We start from the raw sequence: 19,160 nt of genomic DNA on the forward strand, positions 1-19,160 counted from the left end.
ATCTTTCTCTCTTATACGTCTGTCGGGAATGTTACACCCGTTTGCTTGCGAATCTCTGTCAGCAATTTAGCCACAATCAGCGAGCGCTTCATACACTCTTCGTCAATTTTTTTCGTTTCAAATTGCTTAGCAAAAGCCAGTGCTTCGTAATACATAGGATTCGGATCTTGTTTAACACTCAAATCGACGCCTACACCACCTCTAGCAACCTTAGTCAGCTTTTTGCCCGTTGAAATCATCTCCATAAGCAACGCCCCTTCTTCACCTTGAATTTCACTCGGTAAATAAGAGTCACTGGTCTTGGAATGTTGCAGCACCACTTCAAAGCCATCGTAACCCAAGATAACGCTCCCGCTGCCATCCACTCCACTATCCAGCATCTGAGCCTGTGCTTTCACAGTGAGAGGTTCACCAAACAACTCAACTGCCGAGCCAACACAGTAGTAGCCAATGTCCATGATCGAACCGTTTGCAAAAGCAGGATTAAAGGTATTTGGATTTTCACCAGCTAAGTACTTAGGGTAGCGTGACGAGTACTGGCAATAAGTGATCAGTGCTTTGCGAATCTTACCGATGTTCTTACTTTGTTCTTTCAGTAGTTTGAAGTTTGGTGTGTGGGGCGACATGAACGCCTCAAAAAGAACCACATCATTCGCTAACGCAGTCTGATACATTTGTTGTGCTAACTTATCATTCGCAGCCAGTGGCTTTTCGCAGATAACATGCTTACCTGCTTCAAGTAATTTCAATGCTTGTGGTGCGTGTAGTGAATTGGGACTGGCAATGTAAACCACGTCAATCGACTTCGAAGTCGCCAGCTTATCAAAATCATCAAAAAGAGCGGGTGATGCGTATTTCTCAGCAAACTCTTTCGCTTTCTCGATAGAGCGAGAATACACGCCAGCCAAAAGATATTGCTCTGTCTTCAACGCAGCTTCAATGAACTGATCGGTGATCCAGTTCGTCCCGATAACAGCAAGTCTAATCATCATTCCGTCTCCAATCATGACAAAAGGAGCCGATGGCTCCTTTGTTATTTATTTTTGTTCGTGTTGGCTATCTTACACTGTCATCACAATTCGTACCGCTAAAAATATCAGCACGGCGCCAGACAGGCGATCAATCAGTTGTGCTTTTGAGCGAATTTTGTCTAAAAGGCGTGGGCTCGATAGCAAGAAAGTAATCAAGGTATACCACAAACCGTCGACCACTAGCGGGGTGAGAACAATTAGCGCTTTAGCCGTTAGACTGTCCCCCACTGCAACAAACTGGCTGAACAGAGCGATAAAGAACAGCGCAATCTTAGGGCTAAGAATGGAGATAAGAAATCCTTCTTTTGCAGACTGCCAAGCCGATGTGTGCTCACCAGACTCCAGCTTCGCTGCCACACCACCTTTTGAGCGCAACGCATTGTAACCAAGGTACGCCAGATATGCTGCGCCCGAGTAACTTATCGCTTTGAAAAGCAGTGGTGACTGTTGCAGGACAACGGCAAGGCCGATCAGGGTAATGAAGGCATAAATACCAATGCCCAATGCGTGCGCCCATGCTGCTGCCAAGCCATTTTTTCGCCCCCCTGCTAGGCTATGTTTTGCGACCATAGCGAGACTCGGGCCGGGCGACATCGCCCCTAAAATACAAACCGTAAAAAGTGATAGCCAGATTGTGAGTGTCATTGTTTTTTCCTGAGGCTGAATCCATGTCGTTAAACTATCGCAGCGAATTAATGATTTGAAATCAAAGTTTATTATATCGGCTATGATTTCAAATCATATCTACAGAATAACTTGACGTGCGCATCGCGTGCAGAACCATCTCACGCATCCATTGATGTGCTTTGTCCTGATCGTATTTGGGGTGCCACATCAGCCAATACTGATGTGCTTCTGTCTCAAATGGCAGAGGACGATATTCAAGGTTATGATTCGTCGACAAGTTCAAAGCGATGTGCTCAGGTACCACCATCAGATAATCACTGGAAACCAACGCATTGACTGCAGCGGAAAAGAACGGGACTTTTAATGCAATTCGCCTTTCATACCCAAGAGATTTGAGAACAATATCTGTACTTGAATCCTTATCTCCTCCCCCAGTAACCTTCAAATGTGGGTAACCTACCAGCTCTTCTTCTGTCAGCGTCTGCTTGGCCGACAACGGGTGAGATTTACGCATCAGACAGACTGATTTGTCCTCACCAATTTTCACACTGGTCACATTAGCGGGCTTTTCTGGCTGCATGGTCGAGGCTAAGTGAATACCGGTTTCACCAAATTGTTGAAGATATTCTGGCTGCCATAAGCGATAGGCGAGATTGACGTTCGGCGATTGCTCTACCATAACGGCAACCACATCGGGCACTATGTATTGAGCGACATAGTCACTGGAAGAGAGGACAAACTCTTGCTTCCATGTTTGCGGATCAAAAGGTTTGTCGTGCAGTAGTTGTTCAAACTCTCCTAACAAAAGATTGAGCTTTTCCTGCATGGCCAATGCCCTTGGTGTCGGCACCAAAGCATTGCCTTCGCGCACCAATAAAGGATCACCACACAAATCTCGAAGCTGAGCGAGCTGACGACTCACGGCTGATTGAGTAATGTTGAGTCTATCTGCGGCTCTGCTCACATGGCACTCTTCGAGCAACACCTGCAAAGAACGCAACAAGTTGAGGTTGATATGATTAAGAGACATGGCGTGTATTAAAAAACTCGGTAAGTACAGTGTGAGTCATCAGATGGCGCAGTTCAGAGATTGTCTGTAGTTCATCACGAATCTCATTCAGCCTTGCCATGGTAGGCACTTCGACGAACAACATCATGTCGGTCTCCCCAGTAATCGCATGGCACCATTTCACACCATCAATCTTATAGATTGTCTCTGCATAGGACTCGCAATAATGAGAGGAGGCTGACATGTCGAACTTTAACGCCATGTACGCCTGTATAAGTTCCGGTTCGTCTTGGGCGATATTCGCGTGGTAGCCAAGAATGACTTTTTCCTGTTCCAGCTTCTGAATTCTTGCCGTCACGGCTGAGCGTGACAAATTGACCTGTCGAGCAATATCACTGACCGAAGCTCTGGCGTGGCGTCTTAAAATATCGAGAATTTGATTGTCGAACTTATCCATATTACTTCCTGTCATACCTCAACTTATCCTGTTGATTTCAGGTAATGTGACACAAAAAACCGTTGGGCGAAAGAGTACAAATTGTCTATTCACTCACCTGACTTCCGCCAAAGTGACATATAACTACGACACATTGCTTGCTGTGTTTTTTCATATGTTTGAGTAAGCTATCAAAAAAAATATCAGGAAAGGAAACCATGAGTCAGCTAAAACAAGAAATCACATTACTCTCAGGTGTTGGGCAACTCTCAACGACCTTGCTGGGAACTGGCCTTTTCATGGTACCAGCCATTGCCGCTGGTATTGCAGGTTCACTCTCACTTTGGGCATGGCTAATTCTATTTATTGCGATATGTCCGATTGCGCTGACCTTTGCTCAACTGGGAAAGCGCTATCCGAATGCAGGTGGCACGGCGCACTTCGTTCGCCAGGCATTTGATAAACGCCTTGAAAAAAGCGTTGCTTGGTTGTTTGTCAGTGTCATTCCAGTCGGTGTCCCTGCCGCAGTGGCGCTAGCCGCTGGCTTTTTACAGCAATTACTGCCTGAAGCGCTAAACTCCTCTATTTTCGCCCAACTGCTAACGGTATTTTTGTTAATCGCTGTTAATCTGGCAGGCACAAAATCATCGGGACGCCTTCAGACGCTTATTGCGCTCAGTATCTTCGCTCTGGTCGCTGCATTCTGGTGGAAAGGTGATATTGGCGCGCAAGATCTGACAATGCCAGCATTCTCCTCCGAATCAACTTGGAGTATTGGGGCTGCATTGGCCGTTATGTTTTGGTGCTTTGTCGGAATTGAAGCATTCGCCCACATGGGGGAAGAGTTTAAGAATCCACAACGGGATTTCCCAATTGCGATCATCATCGGTTGTTTTGTGGCGGGTGCAGCCTATTGGGCATGCTCTGTCGTCATACTCAAATATGGAGCTTATGGGAGTAGCGAGTTCGACAGTGCTTCTATCCCTTGGCTGTCAGAGATGCTATTCGGTGAACAATTTAAGTTGCTTATCAGCGCTCTCGGTTTTGCCGCCTGCTTTGCCAGCGTGAATCTATATACACAAAGTTTATCAAGGATGGTTTGGGCGCAGGCGCGCGAATACAAACCTAAAAGCGCGCTAGCCAGAGTCTCAATTCGCGGCGTCCCAGCAAACGCTACGTTGGCGGTTGGTGTGGTTTTAGTATTGTCATGCCTAGTGGGCGAAATTTCAGGGCTGGACTTAGAGTTCTTCCTTAAGCTGGCGAATGGTATTTTCGTTCTAGTGTATTTATTGGCGATGTTATCTGCCTACAAGCTACTTACCGGTATCAGCAAATGGCTTGCAGGCGTGTCACTACTTATCTGCACAGGCGTGTTTGTCTGCTTAGGTTGGTCAATGCTATACGCCGTTGCTGTCTTTGTTTTATTGTCCCTACCATGGGGAAAGCGACAAACGCTGGATCAAAGTCAGGCTAAATAGCATATAAGGTGACGGCGTCACCTTTAATTTCCAGAATGCTTTGAGGAAGCACCGCCTTCCAGCCTGAGCTTTTCTCCAGCGGCTCTGATGCTAAAGCGATGTTAGCGCCCTCTTGTCTTATGAATACGGTTGGCGCATCATCATCAGAGCTATAACGGACCGCCCAAAACTGCGCTCCATCTGAAATACAAATAGACGCTTTTAATGGCTCTTCAATGCCTTTCGATTTCAACATCTGGCTAATATCAATAATGGTTTTACGAATCGCTTCGACAGGCTGTTCACACAGGCCATTGTGTAGCATCAAAAGAAAAATCAGCTCGCTGTCGGTCGTACCCATGCGTTTAAGGAACAATGATTCAGGTAACTGGCTTTGTAGCTCATACTTAACGCGCTCGAATTCACCAATCTGACCATTATGCAGAAACATCCAGTTGTCGATGATAAACGGATGGCAATTAGAGCGAGAGACCTGTGTACCCGTAGATGAGCGAACATGCGCCATAAACCGATGAGAACGAATGTGATGTGTCAGAGAACGTAGGTTTTCATCTCCCCAAGCTGGTAAAACTTCGTGGAACTGCCCTGGAGTGTCTCGCTCAGTATACCAGCCCAATCCAAAGCCGTCGGCGTTCACCCTTGTTACGGCTTTTCTTGCATCGAGGCTTTGATGCACCAGAGAATGCTCAGGTTCATACACCAATTCGTCTAAGTAAATTGACTCTCCCTGATAGGCTAACCAACGGCACATATTCTTCCCTCAATTGATGACATTTTGTTCAATACAATCACGATTCAAATAATCGGGCAAGTGCTTGTATCCCGGGTTCGAGCTCTTGCAATGGCGTATTACCAAAACCGAGTACGACCGCTTGCCACTCTCGATGACTCTCCTTGTTATGTTCATAATAGCTTAGTGGCCGAAGCACTATCCCTTGCTTCGCAGCCCTTGCCACCCACTCTTGCTCATCTATTCCACCGTTCCATTTGAGCGTAACATGCAAACCCGCCGCTTGGCTGATGATCGTAACCTGTCCACCGAATGCTTGCTCTATTGCTTGACTGACAACTTCATGCTTTTGTTTGTACAGTCGGCGCATTTTTCGTATATGACGCAGTAAATGGCCTTCAGCAATAAAGTCCGCTAACGCTTCCTGAGTATGTGACGGGGAATCACCGCTCATGGCATCTTTGATTTCAAGACAGCGCTGAATTAAATTATCCGGCACCACCATATAACCTAGTCTTAAGCCGTTAAACATCACCTTACTCAGTGAACCAATGTAGATCACGTGCTCATCTAACCCCATTTGGCCCGCTAATCCCTGTAAGCTGGTATAAGGCCGGTGTGCAAACTGAAACTCACTGTCATAATCATCTTCGATAATCCACCCTTGATTACTCGCCGCCCATTCGATCAACTTCAGGCGATTTTCAGTGTTGATGGTCGTTCCCATCGGATATTGGTTACTCGGGGTGATGTATAGCGCTCGTGCCGTACTTTTCAGGACATCACTCAACTCAAAACCTGTTTCTTGATGCACCGTCAAAGGTTCCAGCTGATATTGGTTGAGTTCAAGCACCTTGGTCATTTGGGCATACCCGGGCTGCTCCATCAGAACTTTGTCACCTTGCTCCAAAGTCGCTGTCATCGCAATGGTCAAAGCCTGTTGAGCACCAGAAGTCACAATGATTCTTTGCGCTGAACAGTGAACGGAGCGGCTGGAAGACAAGTAATCAGACAGTGCCGCTCTAAGCGCTTCACTGCCCTGAATATTTTGATTTCCGAGTAACACTGGGCGTAGAACATGCCTTTGCAGCAATCGCTGCCATTTACCAAGTGGAAACTGTGAAAGATCTGGAACGCCAGGTGCAAATGACGAATTAATATCAAAGCAGTTGGACTCGACCGAAGACGTCCCCTGAATCACAGTCGCTGGCACATATTTGTCCGGTAGCTCCACCACAACGTAGAACCCCGAACCTTGCTTACTTTCTATGTAGCCTTCCGCCAACAGCTGCTCATAAGCAGCCGTCACTGTATTACGACTTACATTGAGTTCACTGGCGAGCTTGCGCGTCGAAGGCAACTTACCCTGCAATGGCCACAAGCTTTTCACTATTTTTGCTCGAATCGCATGAAATAACTGCTGTTGTAAGGTGCTCGCCCCACCTGAGAGAGTCAGATCTCCGATATCAATCAATGCCATTAACTGGACCTATAACTTTGTTAAAACTGGCTCTCAATAACATACCAGTTAAACATTAGATTGGAACCATAAATTACAAGCTAATGGAGAAACGCAATGCTATCAAACACAGAAAGGACCCAAATAAAAAAAGGCGCACACAAAGCCGTGTTCGAGGACAAACATCTTGAACAAATTATTGATGAGTCATTAATCGCCCATATCGCGATTAATGACGCTAACGGCCCTATTGTGATTCCTATATTGGCATGGCGTGTTGATGAACATGTGTATATACATGGTGCGAACAACAGCCGATTGCTGCGCTCATTAAAACAAGGCCACCAGACCTGCCTGACATTCACACTATTCGATGGCTGGATTCTAGCGAGATCGGCTTTTCACCACAGCGCACACTATCGCTCAGCAGTCGTGTTTGGCCAATTTGAAGTAGTTGAAGAGAAGCAGGAAAAAGATCGTCTACTCAATCATTTTATTGAGCAAATTGCCCCCGGAAGAACGGAGCAGGTCAGATTAAGTAGTGACAGAGAACTCGCCGCGACCATGGTGCTGAAGATGCCTTTAAGCGAAGCATCGGTCAAAATCAGTCGTTTTGGAGTCAACGATGATGAATCCGATTTGGATCTTCCCGTGTGGGCTGGCGTCTTACCCTATCGGACGATAGTTGGTCCACTTGAGCCAGTAGAAGCATCTACACATCTGGAAGAGCCCGATTACAGCAGTGCATATGGTGAACGCTGGCACAAAGTAGTGAACTAGCACTCGATCAAAACCGTAAAACGAGCCCCACCCAGTTCGCTTTCGCCTAAAGAAATACGCCAGTTGAGTCGTTTGGCTGCTTCTGAAGCGATGGTCAGCCCTAACCCAAAGCCGTCGCTATGGCGGCTTTCATCCAGTCTGGAGAATGCCAGAAAGATCTCATCGTATTTATCTTTTGGGATACCAGCCCCGTCATCTTCGATATCAATCACTAATGTGTTATCAAAACCGATTAAAGTGATCGCGACCGCAGCATCTGCATAGCGGAATGCGTTTTGAAGCAGATTATCAATCACCAGATTAGCTAAGGTTTCTAATACATCCAAAGCTTGGGCAGGCTCAGTCAAAGAGGCGTGAAAGCTGATTTGTTTGTTATAATGCTCTTGCCTGTCAATACGCTGTTTAAGCCAGTGCTCAGGGAGAAGGTTTTGTGTATCGAGCAATTCGCTTTCCGTCAAACCTCCTACCCGGGAAATTTGTACCACGCTGGCAGTCAGCGCGGAGATATCGTCAACATATCGGTCAATATCATCAAAAAACGGTTCTTGCTCCTCAACAGCATTGCGCCTAGCCATATCGCTGGCTAACTGAATTCGACTGAGCGGCGTTCTGATTTCATGAGGAATAGCCTGCGTGTAGATCTGACTCTGCTTTACATGGCCTTCAATGTCATCTGCCATGTAGTTGAAGCTTTCCGCCAGTTCTTTGAGGGGAAGTCGGAAGTTGTCACTGTCAATACGTGCACTAAACTCACCGCGTCCAAAGCGACGAGACGCACGGTTAAGCTGATTAATTTGGTTGTGTAGATGGCGAATAGGGACATAAACAAATACGCCTAAGCTGACAAATATCCAGGCAACTAGGCCAATGACAAACATTACTTCGGAGTCTTCGTACCATTCAAATTGAGGTTCGAAAAAATCTCGATTCTCACTGAACATGAGGCTTTTCGCCGAGTTTGGTAACGGAAACACCGCCGCATACAAGTTATCTTCGACTAGATAAACGGGAATCGACTTCAATCGGTACAGCTCGCGACAATCTGAGCATGGCAGCGTATCTGGCTTTACGTTAACCAATGATAGATTAAAGATGTAAAACTGCTGCTTCCCCGTGTTGGTCAACTCTCTATAAAGGGAGTTTGGCTGACCACGTTGTTCGATGTATTGATTAACGAAAAACTGCCCATCATTGAGGAATATCTCGACTTCAGTTTTTCGCATAAAGTCAGAACCCAAAGTGAGAAATGCAACAACAGTGATTGCAAGCCCTGTTGCCAGACTAATGTATGCTTTGGTAAAAGTGGAACGAACCATATCCGATTATGCTGCTGTGAGCATATAGCCCTGATTGCGAATGGTTTTTATCTGAGCGTTGTTCACATCCGCTCGGGCTAATTTTCGTCGTAAGCCCGAAATACGCATATCAATGGAGCGATCATTGAAGGTGTATTCTATCCCACGAGATGATTGGCAACAGAGATCTCTTGATACCGCTTTGTCGGGAGATTGAACCAGCAAAAGAAGAATGTCGAACTCCGCCTGAGTTAAGTCAATGTTTTTGCTGCGATAAAAAGCCACTTTACGTAAAGGGCATAACTTAAACCCATAAGCTTCATAGTTGTGCGTCGATGGCTCCTGCCCCGCTGCCACATAACGACGTAAATGAGCTTCAAGACGAGCAACCAAGATATGACCACGAATTGGTTTAGTCAGATAATCATCGGCGCCCAATTTTAGTAAACTGACTTCACTCAGCTCCTCTTGAACTGCTGTTTGTACAATCACAACACCCTGATAGAAGGTTCGTAGCTTTTTAAGAACTGTCGCACCGTCTTCCCCCGGTAACATGAGATCCAATAGCACAACGTCAGGCTGGCAGCGCGTCACCGCATCTACCGCTTTATCACCTGAGTACACCACCTCAACACCATATCCTTCGGCCTCGAGATACATTTGAGTCAGTCTCGCGATTTCCTTATCGTCTTCAACAAGAAGCACTCTGTAATTCACAATCTACTTTCGCAACCATTTATAAATTGACGCAAATTATATATTAGACGGTTACTTGCTCAAGCGAGGAAATTGAGATTGCGCTCCCTGCCACACTGGATTTTGTAAGAGTCTACTTACAATCAATTACAATATCCGCTTTATCCACTCGATTAAATGCCGTCAATAGTCCCATTCTAGTTTTCGTATCGTGGACATGCTGTGTTCTGAAGGCACATTTTTCTGAGCTGAGTGTTTATGCTCTTACAAATCACAGTGGGCCTGTTCGACAATCTAGTTACTCTCTTTATTATTCACCAAAGTTATCATTCAATAAGTAAATAATGAAATGAATCCTAGCCGCTCTCTTCTTCTCTCGACGTTCACCGTCGCTTTACTATCTGGCTGTAACAGTGATGATACGAATCCAACATCAACAACGACCAATGCCGTTAATGTCTACAGCTCAGCAACCAACTGTAGTGTTCAGACTGGCGCGAATGCTTGCCAGTTCGATAAAGGCGTTTATGTACTGAGCATTGGGCCAAATGTCTCTGAAACGCAGCGTGCTCGGGTACAAACCCAAATTAACAACCTGACTAACTGGGCACACAGTGATGTGCAAAAACAATTCGCTCAAAAAACCTTGGTCATTGGTGTCATAGAAAAAGAGCCAACGGGCAGTGCTGATTATGAAACCTTCGTCCTTAATTTGGCTCAACAGGTCAACACCTCCTCTGGTATTGACGGTATTGAGCTTGTTTACACCAATAACGGCGGTGGTGACGAAACACTAAAAAACACCTCTTACCAAAAGATGCTGCAGCTTTACGACTACTATGTCGATGAAGACGCGTTAACCACACAAGGCGCCGAAGTCGCCAGTGCATATCAAGAGTTCCAGCGCCTTCTGTCATTGCAAACTGGCGCGACTAAGCTTGAATACGACCCATGTAACTACGGAAACGGTCAGCTCGCCGCCAATACATGCCCTGCCCCAGATGACAAAGGGGACGAAGACCCGATCCACACGGTCAGCAAGGATCTCAACCCAGGCGCTCTATTGGGTTCGATGTATGAATACAAAGTTGACCCAAGCCTAGGCACCTATCCCGGTGAGCTGAAACCTTCATTTACAGCAACCGGGGATGTGGCTAGCCAAGATTCAAACGCAACAGATAACCCTCTTAACTGGACGCATAGAGCGTTTGCGCCACTGAACAACTTCCTCAATAGCTGGTTTTTCGTCAATAAGAAGTAAATAGATATGAACAAACACCTACTCGTTAGCGCTATGGCGCTTGCCCTTACCGCTTGTGGTAGCACCGCTATCATGGATAAATCGGCCGCTGTCAAAGCTCAGCCAGAGCTCAACATAAAGACCGACAATAATTTATGGAAGCTCGGTCGAGAAGGCACTTTTGATATCGCTGGTATGTATAAAGGTAAGTACTCTCGCAGCGCCTCTTCATCAACGTGGTTCAACAAACTGTCTTTTAAAGATGGAGAAATGGCCGCAGAAGTCACTCGTAACAGTGATGGAAAAACATGGGTGCTGACCTGCACAGGTGGCGGTGTCTCGTACAACTACATGGGCGTAGAGTTCGGTGGCAATGATCCTTATATCTGCACTATCAGCTCAGATGAGAAAAGCGTTGGTGAGTACAAAATTGAGCCAGACGCAGGGGTACTGGATATCGGCTTCGACAAAACAGAGAAAGGCCTGGTAAGAATTGGCACCACCCACTTTAATGTGAAAACTATTCATACTGGTGAAGGCCTACTTGTGCCAGTCGACACACCACTTGGCTACAGCTTTGAGCGTGGAACACAAGAAGTCGCTGCAGTGCAAACTAATGGCGCACTCACCATCCAGATGCTTGACTCACTGAACGATGATGAACGAGACACTTTAGTGGTCGGCGCGATTGCTAGTGCGCTCGGTTGGCGCCCTGAAGAGTAAGCGGATTGAAAAGCGCCATTGCGGCGCTTTTTTGTTCTCTGCGCCTAAAGGTAGTAACGCTGCACGTACTGGTTTGGCGTCAAACCCCGATGTTTTTTAAACATGCGATTAAAGCTAGCGATATTCTGATAACCAAGGCGCTGAGCAATATCATCAATCTTGATACCATGACGCATCATTTCTACCGCAATGTTACTCAGAACATAACCACTCACAGTGGTGAAGTTCATTCCTAAATTACGCAACCGACGTTGAAATTGCTGCACTGAGAGCCCGAGTAAGCTAGAAACATTTTCTACCGTTGGCAACCCATAATGGCGGCTGTAGTTTAGAATTTCATAAATCACTTTCACTTCGTCTTCTGGGTCAGGCATATTAAGCAGCTCGTCCAAGTCAGCAAAATTCATCGCCAATCGCCCTTTCTGCAGCCTCGCTTGCTGTTTGGTAGCTAAACGCAGCTCCGAATGAAACCATATCTCCGTGGACGAGTGACTCCATTCCACCTCACAGCCAAAATATGCTTCATATTTAGCTGTATTCTTGCGAAAACCGGACAGTTGTACTCTGAGTGGAGAAAAATCCTGACCAAGATAAGTACGTAAGATCTTGGTGAGTGCCATCGCCATACGAACACTGTCATGTACTTTACATTCAGGTTCGATCATTGGGTTCCGATACGCCCACTTGATCAGTGAACCACTCAGGGAAGCAGACAAAAACGCTCCGCTTTGCAGACTGCTAAACCCATAATTCACTCGTCGAATGGTCGATGCGAAATCGCTGCCAGAAAGAAGCCAGTGAGAAATGACACCTATCTGTCCAACATCAACATCACGGTTGATATCGAGAATCACATCGGGGTTTCCTGTAATGCCCTCTAATTTTTCAAACCAGCGATTCACTTCAACCATTGGGACCAGCGTCATCGGATTGCGAAACGCGGATTCCGGAATCACTAGTTCGTCATCGTCAATTTGGTAGCGCGACCTCGCTTCCTGATGAATATGTCGAATTCCCAACACACGCATAAAGCGTACTTTATCCATATACAGATCACATCAATTATACATTTAATATGAATCAATCTGTCACATACTAAGCTAATTTTCAAATCCGAAACACAATACAGATCCTTATTAATAAAGGAGCCTTGAATGAGTTTATTAAGTGTCCCGTTCGTGGGAACCGGTGCAGACACTGCATTACATGTCGTCGCAACTATTGTCTTGATTGCGACTGTCGGTGCAGCTCTGTTTGGATTCTGGAAGTTTCACGAACTACCAATCAACAAAGCCCATAGCAAAGATCATCATCAAATAGGACTGATAACGGCGTTGACATGGATTGGTTTCATCTGGCACTGGGTTTGGGTTGTAGCAGTCATTGTCGCTTTCGTCGATATGGACAAAGCCATTGTGAACCTACGCGACACTTGGCGTCATGCCCCCAACACGAAAGATAAATAGGAGGAGGCTTAATGTTAGAAGGTTTAGCTATCTGGGCACTTTTTATTTACCTGCTAAGGCTGGTGGGTATGCCCTGGAATACCGCGACTAAATCATTCGCCTATTTAGGTGGCGTTTCTTGGCTGATGTTTGTTTGGGTGGGTTTGATCAACTATACGCCAATGGATCTTTCTGGCGGTTCGGTGGTGCAATCCCCCCATATCCAGTTACGCCCCGATTCGCCTAACGTAACAGGTAAAGTCGACAAGATTTACATTGAACCCAACCAAAAGGTAAAGAAAGGCCAACTGATTTACGAGATCGACCCGACTCAATACCAAATCACCTATAACCAGGCAAAAGTAGAAGAAGAGTCGGCGATGGTGGAGCTTGAAGTTGCATTTGAGGATATTTCAATCTCACAAGCAACGTACGAGTCAATGGTTCAGGATTTAGAGACGACAGAAAGCCAACTTGCTGCTGCCAAAGCTGATTACAGTTTGCAAAACAAAATGTTAAAACGTTACACAGAGCAAAACCGTGTAGTGAACAACACCATCACTGCGAGCGATATTGATAAGCAGGAAACAGCCGTCACTAAGGCGCGACACAACGTCACTACCATAGAATCAAAGCTGAAAACGAAACAGGTCGACACTGAAAAAGCCAAACTCGCGATCGCGAAATCGGAATTAGCGGTAAAATCTAAACATGCTGATTGGAAAAAGTCACAAGAGAAACTCGCAAAAGCAAAGTGGGAGCTGGACAGCACCAAAGTTCATGCACCTGCTGATGGCTTTGTTACCAACTTCATCTTGCGCGAGGGGCAGCGTGTCTCAATGTTACCTAGGCTGCAAATGTACACAGATGAGAAATACGTGCTAATGCGAGTCAATCATCAGGCGATTCGCAATGTTAAACCAGGACACAGTGCTGAGTTTTCTTCTTCAGTCTACCCAGGTAAGATCTTTTCTGCTCAAGTTGAGGGGATAGTTGAAGCTACTGGCGAGTCACAAAGCAATTTGCTTGGTCTGGATGACTCAGTGCGTGCGACAACGGGCAAGAACTTACAAAACAAGCATCACTTCGTCCGTTTGAAAATAGAAGAAACCGAGGGCTGTGACATTCCCGTCGGTTCTGTCGGGCTAGCTTGGGTTAGTGGCGAAAAGCCCGTTGGTTTTATGGCATTTCTTGATGTCATCAGAGGTATCATCATTCGTATGAAGTCTCAGCTTTACTACTTCTACTCTATTTAACACTCCCCTGTAAAAAGCTCGGTTAACCCGAGCTTTTTATTTGCATCCAGCGTTACACCAATCATTAGATTTTGTTATCACTTTTAAGCTTATCATTGGATATGCATCAAAACTCTTACTTTCATTCTATTTTACAAATTCTACCTTTGCGAAATGAGCCCTGCTCGCTCAATACGAGAGTGTATGACTATCCTGTTTTTGGGATTAGATAAAACAGCGCGTCATTCTCAATGATAAGAATGACAAGCGTTACGAGAAAAAATCTAAACAAGGGCCGATACCAATAAGGTTTGATTACACACTTAAATTGTGTGATATATCATTAGCAATGTTGAGGTTATTTGCAAAATGCAATTTCATATTGCAACCGTTTGCTTCCAAAACGGCATTTAGTGGTGAAATAGTGGGCAATTAAGCGCTATAAAAGTTGGCACATATACTGCATTTACTAGAGTGACCCTTCTTAAGCCGAGGGTCACCTAGCCAACTGACGTTGTTAGTGAACCGAATTTGTTCACACTTATTTGAGCCAATCTTACTTATTGAGATTGGCTTTTTTTCTATCTGTTGCCAACGAACTTATCATCAACTTTGATTGCTACATTGATGTGTCAGTTCAATGATCATCACATGGCACTGACACGCTCAATAATTGCACGCTTTCTCTTTTATCGTTGTCTTGTCTATTAAATTTCTTACGATTTAATGTAATAAATAACCACTATAGGCTTTCTTCATTTCCAAAACCTCAAAATCAGACATTATTCGATACATCCACACCAAAATTACTCAAAATCACGTCAACAAACGTTTGGAACACAAACTGGGTGAAGCTAACGTATGAAGCCATTCTTACAGACATGCATTCACAACAAACTTGTACAAATTTAGTAGAATTCCCTCTAAAAATATCATTTAGAAACCGATTACATCATCTTTAATATTTTTTTTATTAAATTCACATTAAAACTATCCTTTTGTTTTATATAAATTTAATTACAATACAAAGCCAAGCAAACGTTAACCCTTATGGATTTAGATTGACCACGTGATATTTATCACCATAATAGCGGCCGTTTATCTAGAATTTACTCACTTAAGTTTGTTCTATCTATTTGTGGAGGTGATAGATGTCCGAAGATAACAACTACAGTCTGGGACCCGTTCCAACAACGGCCAGAAAAGGCGTCGTTTCACTCACTATGGTGATGTTAGGCCTGACCTTTTTCTCTGCAAGCATGTGGACGGGAGGCTCTCTCGGTACTGGTCTTTCATTTAATGACTTTATTCTCGCAGTCCTCATTGGCAACCTCATCCTCGGTATTTACACTTCTTTCCTCGGCTACATTGGGTCTTCTACTGGCCTCTCCACTCACCTTCTCGCTCGATACTCATTTGGAACTAAAGGCTCATGGCTTCCTTCTGCTTTACTTGGTGGCACACAGGTCGGTTGGTTTGGTGTAGGTGTCGCGATGTTCGCCATACCCGTTCAAAAAGCGACAGGCATTGATACCAATACATTGATCATTGTGTCCGGCCTTCTAATGACAGCGACGGTTTACTTTGGCATTAAAGCGCTGATGGTGCTTTCAGCGATTGCTGTTCCTGCTATTGCGATACTAGGCAGCTATTCAGTATCCATGGCCGTCGATAGCGTGGGTGGATTTGAACAACTCAAGCTTATTCAGCCAGAAACACCCATGGATTTCTCTGTCGCACTAGCAATGGTCGTAGGCTCATTTGTCAGCGCAGGTACACTCACCGCAGATTTTGTTCGCTTTGGTAAAAAACCAGCTGGCGCCGTGTTGGTCACTATGATCGCCTTCTTTATCGGTAACTCACTCATGTTTATCTTCGGCGCCGCAGGGGCAGCAGCGACGGGTATGGCAGATATTTCGGATGTCATGATTGCTCAAGGCCTGCTGTTACCTGCGATCATCGTACTTGGGCTCAATATCTGGACTACCAATGAAAATGCTTTATACGCTTCAGGGTTAGGCTTTTCTAACATCACCGGACGCTCAAGTACTATGATGTCTATTATCAACGGTATCGTGGGCACCATCTTCGCATTGTGGCTGTATAACAACTTTGTTGGCTGGCTAACATTCCTATCGACTGCCATTCCGCCGATTGGTGGCGTCATCATCGCGGATTTCTTGATGAATAGAAAACGCTACCAGAATTTCGCTACGACAGAATTCAAAGACGTGAATTGGGCTGGTATTGTAGCAGTGGCAGTAGGTGTTGCAGCAGGTAAGTTTATCCCTGGAGTTGTACCAATCAATGCCGTACTGGGAGGCGCGTTGTGTTACGTCGTACTCAACCCACTTTTAAACAAGAAAACACTCAACGCGCAATCCGCGTAAGGACGCATAATGACTAAGTTATTGATCAAAAATGCAAAACTACAAAATCAAGAAGGATTGAAACAGATCCTGATTGAAAATGGTCAATTTCAACAGATCCTAGATAACGACATTGCTGTTAACCACTCTGGTGACATTTTAGATGCAGAAGGTGGACTCGCCGTTGCGCCATTTTGTGAGCCACATATTCACTTAGATACAACTCAAACGGCCGGAGAACCAAGCTGGAATATTTCCGGTACGCTTTTCGAAGGCATTGAACGCTGGGCTGAGCGCAAAGAAATGCTGTCTGTTGAAGACGTTAAAGCTCGTGCAAAGCAGACTCTTAAATGGCAAATTGCCAACGGTGTTCAACATGTTCGCACTCACGTTGACGTATCGGACCCAACGCTTGTCGCTTTGAAGGCGATGGTTGAAGTGCGCGAAGAGATGAAAGAGTGGGTAGACATTCAAATCGTCGCTTTCCCTCAGGAAGGTATTCTCTCCTACCCAAATGGCAAAGAACTTCTTGAAGAAGCAGTGAAGATCGGCGCCGATGTGATCGGAGCAATTCCTCATTTTGAGTTCACTCGTGAATACGGCGTTGAGTCTCTCCACTATGTCTTCGAGCTGGCAAGAAAGTATGACCGTTTGATCGATGTTCACTGTGATGAAATTGACGACGAGCAATCGCGCTTTGTCGAGACCTTAGCCGCTCTTGCCCATAAGTATGAGATGGGAGATAAGGTTACGGCCAGTCACACTACAGCGATGGGGTCCTACAACGGCGCTTATGCGTCGCGACTGTTCCGCTTGTTGAGAATGTCGGGTATTAACTTTGTTGCCAACCCACTGGTCAACATCCACTTGCAGGGTCGCTTCGATGAATATCCGAAACGCCGTGGTGTCACTAGAGTCAAAGAGATGCTCAAAGCCAACATCAATGTGTGTTTTGGTCATGATGATGTATTTGACCCATGGTATCCCCTAGGGACAGCGAACATGCTTCAAGTGCTCCATATGGGCTTACATGTTTGTCAGGTGATGGGCTACGACCAAATCAACAATTCATTGGATCTCATCAGCACAAATTCAGCACGTACACTGAATATCCAAGACAAGTATGGGTTAGAAGAAGGTAAGCCCGGCAGTTTGCTTATCCTGCCTGCCGAAAATGGATTTGATGCAGTCAGACGCCAAGTGCCCGTTCGTTACTCGGTACGCCATGGTAAGGTGATCGCGCAAACTCAACCAGCGGTAACCTCTATTCACCTTGATAGTGAAGAAACCATCACGTTTCAGCGATAACGCTAGTTAGAATCAAAAAGGGAAGCTTGAGCTTCCCTTTTTCATTTACGACGTTGTTGTGCCGACTTTCAACTTAAATGGTCGAATTCGATTTATTTGGATAGCATTCTTTTTCTTTATTCGGATATGACACAGTTCAAGAACTAAGCCAAATGCCATCGCAAAATAGACGTACCCTTTGTTGATGTGGATAGCGAAACCTTCTGCCATCAACAATCCACCAAGTAGCACTAAAAACAGCAGGGCTAAGGTTTTAAATCCAGGGCAACGGCTCACTAGGTTATTAATCTTTTCCGCGGTTAGAACCATCACCGCCGCTGAAGAGAGAATGGCAGCAACCATAATGGGCACTTCACTCGTCAATCCAACCGCAGTAATCACAGAATCCATCGAGAAAACGGCGTCCACAGCCACTATCTGTAGCAAAACCACAGCCAGCCCAGTTCGTACATGAGTTGAATGTCCCGCTTCTTGGTGCGCTAGCCAGGCCCAAAGCTCCTTGAGACTTTTCAGCAATAAAAAGGCGCCACCTGCGATCATTATCAAGTCACGCCCAGTAAAGCTCGATGACATGATTTCCAATACAGGCTGTGTGAGCGACATTACCCATGAAATCGAGAAGACTAGGACAATTCGAGCAATAACAGCCAACGAAATACCCAAGTTACGGGCTAGTTTTCTCTGATGAGCGGGTAGGCGTTCGCAAAGCACAGATATAAACACAACATTATCGACACCAAGTACTATTTCCAGTGCGAAAAGTGTTGCGAAGATAACCCAAGTTTCGGGTTGCATGAAAAGTTCTAACATAGGGTTGCCTCCTCGGATGAAGAAGCCAGAAGTGTGTTTAGTCGACTAAAGGGGTCGTCCATTTAAGTTTATTACCTTTATTGCTTAGGGATCGTCAGTAGACCACTCGCCAAGGTAATTCACAATAGCGCTATTTGTAACAATTCGTAAAAGAAAACCCCACTAAGCTTTCGCCTAGTGGGGCTTATTCTTACTCGCAGCAATCCGGCTACTAATAGGTGCTCCCTGCATCTATTCCTTGATAGTACGCTGATTCCTTCAGCACTTTCCTTATCATCGCCTTCCTAGCGGTGTCCTCGGCAATCCAGCCCGTTAGCTATCCTCGCTAACTCTCATCGCTTTATCCTTAAGCGGTGTCCTGAATCTATCGTCCTGATAGAAATTGCCTTATTCCTTTAAGCGTCCATTAACTTTCCTTGATGTAACCATCCTAGTTACTAGCGTCCAGCCAATGTCCTTTGCTTTCCATGCCGACCATTCGTCCTGAAT

The 19,160-nt window shown here is 45.4% G+C and carries 18 protein-coding genes; 8 read left to right on the plus strand and 10 right to left on the minus strand.

Annotated features, from left to right (window positions below):
• Positions 1-11: 11 nt before the first annotated feature.
• The 4 genes from IX95_RS07015 to IX95_RS07030 form a co-directional block, all read right to left on the minus strand.
• On the minus strand, positions 12-989 hold the full coding sequence (locus IX95_RS07015) for a Gfo/Idh/MocA family protein (RefSeq protein WP_038158513.1): 978 nt from the start codon (positions 987-989) through the stop codon (positions 12-14).
• A gap of 72 nt (positions 990-1,061) precedes the next feature.
• Positions 1,062-1,676, minus strand: a complete 615-nt coding sequence (locus tag IX95_RS07020) for a LysE family translocator (RefSeq protein ID WP_038158226.1) — start codon at positions 1,674-1,676, stop codon at positions 1,062-1,064.
• An 88-nt stretch (positions 1,677-1,764) separates the two neighbouring features.
• A complete protein-coding gene (locus IX95_RS07025) occupies positions 1,765-2,688 on the minus strand; it encodes a LysR family transcriptional regulator (protein ID WP_038158228.1) in 924 nt (307 codons plus the stop codon).
• Complete coding sequence (locus IX95_RS07030; RefSeq protein ID WP_038158230.1) at positions 2,678-3,124, minus strand: Lrp/AsnC family transcriptional regulator; 447 nt, start codon at positions 3,122-3,124, stop codon at positions 2,678-2,680. Before IX95_RS07030 ends, IX95_RS07025 begins: the two co-directional genes overlap by 11 nt.
• A gap of 197 nt (positions 3,125-3,321) precedes the next feature.
• Here IX95_RS07030 and yjeH point away from each other — a divergent pair, with 197 nt between their 5' ends.
• On the plus strand, positions 3,322-4,581 hold the full coding sequence (gene yjeH / locus IX95_RS07035) for an L-methionine/branched-chain amino acid transporter (protein WP_038158232.1): 1,260 nt from the start codon (positions 3,322-3,324) through the stop codon (positions 4,579-4,581).
• Here yjeH and IX95_RS07040 read toward each other — a convergent pair.
• On the minus strand, positions 4,574-5,332 hold the full coding sequence (locus IX95_RS07040; RefSeq protein ID WP_038158234.1) for a class II glutamine amidotransferase: 759 nt from the start codon (positions 5,330-5,332) through the stop codon (positions 4,574-4,576). The two genes, yjeH and IX95_RS07040, sit on opposite strands and share 8 nt — an antisense overlap.
• Before the next feature lie 37 nt (positions 5,333-5,369).
• A complete protein-coding gene (gene pdxR, locus IX95_RS07045; protein ID WP_038158236.1) occupies positions 5,370-6,791 on the minus strand; it encodes a MocR-like pyridoxine biosynthesis transcription factor PdxR in 1,422 nt (473 codons plus the stop codon).
• A 96-nt stretch (positions 6,792-6,887) separates the two neighbouring features.
• Between pdxR and IX95_RS07050 the strand changes: the two genes are divergently transcribed.
• Positions 6,888-7,550, plus strand: a complete 663-nt coding sequence (locus tag IX95_RS07050) for a pyridoxamine 5'-phosphate oxidase family protein (RefSeq protein ID WP_038158238.1) — start codon at positions 6,888-6,890, stop codon at positions 7,548-7,550.
• Here IX95_RS07050 and IX95_RS07055 read toward each other — a convergent pair.
• Together IX95_RS07055 and IX95_RS07060 are read right to left on the minus strand one after the other, a co-directional pair.
• Entirely contained in the window at positions 7,547-8,866 is a 1,320-nt protein-coding gene (locus IX95_RS07055) for an ATP-binding protein (protein WP_038158240.1), read from the minus strand. The genes IX95_RS07050 and IX95_RS07055 overlap by 4 nt on opposite strands.
• Positions 8,867-8,872: 6 nt before the next feature.
• Entirely contained in the window at positions 8,873-9,565 is a 693-nt protein-coding gene (locus tag IX95_RS07060) for a response regulator transcription factor (RefSeq protein ID WP_327196122.1), read from the minus strand.
• A 325-nt stretch (positions 9,566-9,890) separates the two neighbouring features.
• On the opposite strand from IX95_RS07060, the gene IX95_RS07065 reads away from it, so the two are divergent.
• Entirely contained in the window at positions 9,891-10,802 is a 912-nt protein-coding gene (locus tag IX95_RS07065; protein ID WP_038158245.1) for a hypothetical protein, read from the plus strand.
• A 6-nt stretch (positions 10,803-10,808) separates the two neighbouring features.
• Positions 10,809-11,504, plus strand: coding sequence for a hypothetical protein (locus IX95_RS07070; RefSeq protein ID WP_019275631.1), 696 nt, complete (start codon positions 10,809-10,811; stop codon positions 11,502-11,504).
• A gap of 44 nt (positions 11,505-11,548) precedes the next feature.
• On the opposite strand, the gene IX95_RS07075 is transcribed toward IX95_RS07070, so the two are convergent.
• On the minus strand, positions 11,549-12,550 hold the full coding sequence (locus IX95_RS07075; protein ID WP_235202593.1) for an AraC family transcriptional regulator: 1,002 nt from the start codon (positions 12,548-12,550) through the stop codon (positions 11,549-11,551).
• A 108-nt stretch (positions 12,551-12,658) separates the two neighbouring features.
• On the opposite strand from IX95_RS07075, the gene IX95_RS07080 reads away from it, so the two are divergent.
• From IX95_RS07080 to IX95_RS07095, 4 genes are all read left to right on the plus strand, one after another.
• Positions 12,659-12,970, plus strand: coding sequence for a hypothetical protein (locus IX95_RS07080; RefSeq protein WP_038158249.1), 312 nt, complete (start codon positions 12,659-12,661; stop codon positions 12,968-12,970).
• Between the two features lie 11 nt (positions 12,971-12,981).
• Positions 12,982-14,205, plus strand: coding sequence for an HlyD family secretion protein (locus IX95_RS07085; RefSeq protein ID WP_038158251.1), 1,224 nt, complete (start codon positions 12,982-12,984; stop codon positions 14,203-14,205).
• A gap of 1,130 nt (positions 14,206-15,335) precedes the next feature.
• Positions 15,336-16,574: a cytosine permease gene (codB, locus tag IX95_RS07090; RefSeq protein ID WP_038158253.1), complete on the plus strand. Its 1,239-nt coding sequence runs from the start codon at positions 15,336-15,338 to the stop codon at positions 16,572-16,574.
• A gap of 9 nt (positions 16,575-16,583) precedes the next feature.
• Positions 16,584-17,861, plus strand: a complete 1,278-nt coding sequence (locus IX95_RS07095) for a cytosine deaminase (RefSeq protein ID WP_038158254.1) — start codon at positions 16,584-16,586, stop codon at positions 17,859-17,861.
• Positions 17,862-17,906: 45 nt separating this feature from the next.
• On the opposite strand, the gene IX95_RS07100 is transcribed toward IX95_RS07095, so the two are convergent.
• Positions 17,907-18,671, minus strand: coding sequence for a TerC family protein (locus tag IX95_RS07100; protein WP_038158256.1), 765 nt, complete (start codon positions 18,669-18,671; stop codon positions 17,907-17,909).
• Positions 18,672-19,160 lie beyond the last annotated feature (489 nt).

The organism is Vibrio sp. B183 (genome assembly GCF_000740665.1).
GTDB classification, from domain to species: Bacteria; Pseudomonadota; Gammaproteobacteria; order Enterobacterales; family Vibrionaceae; genus Vibrio; species Vibrio coralliilyticus.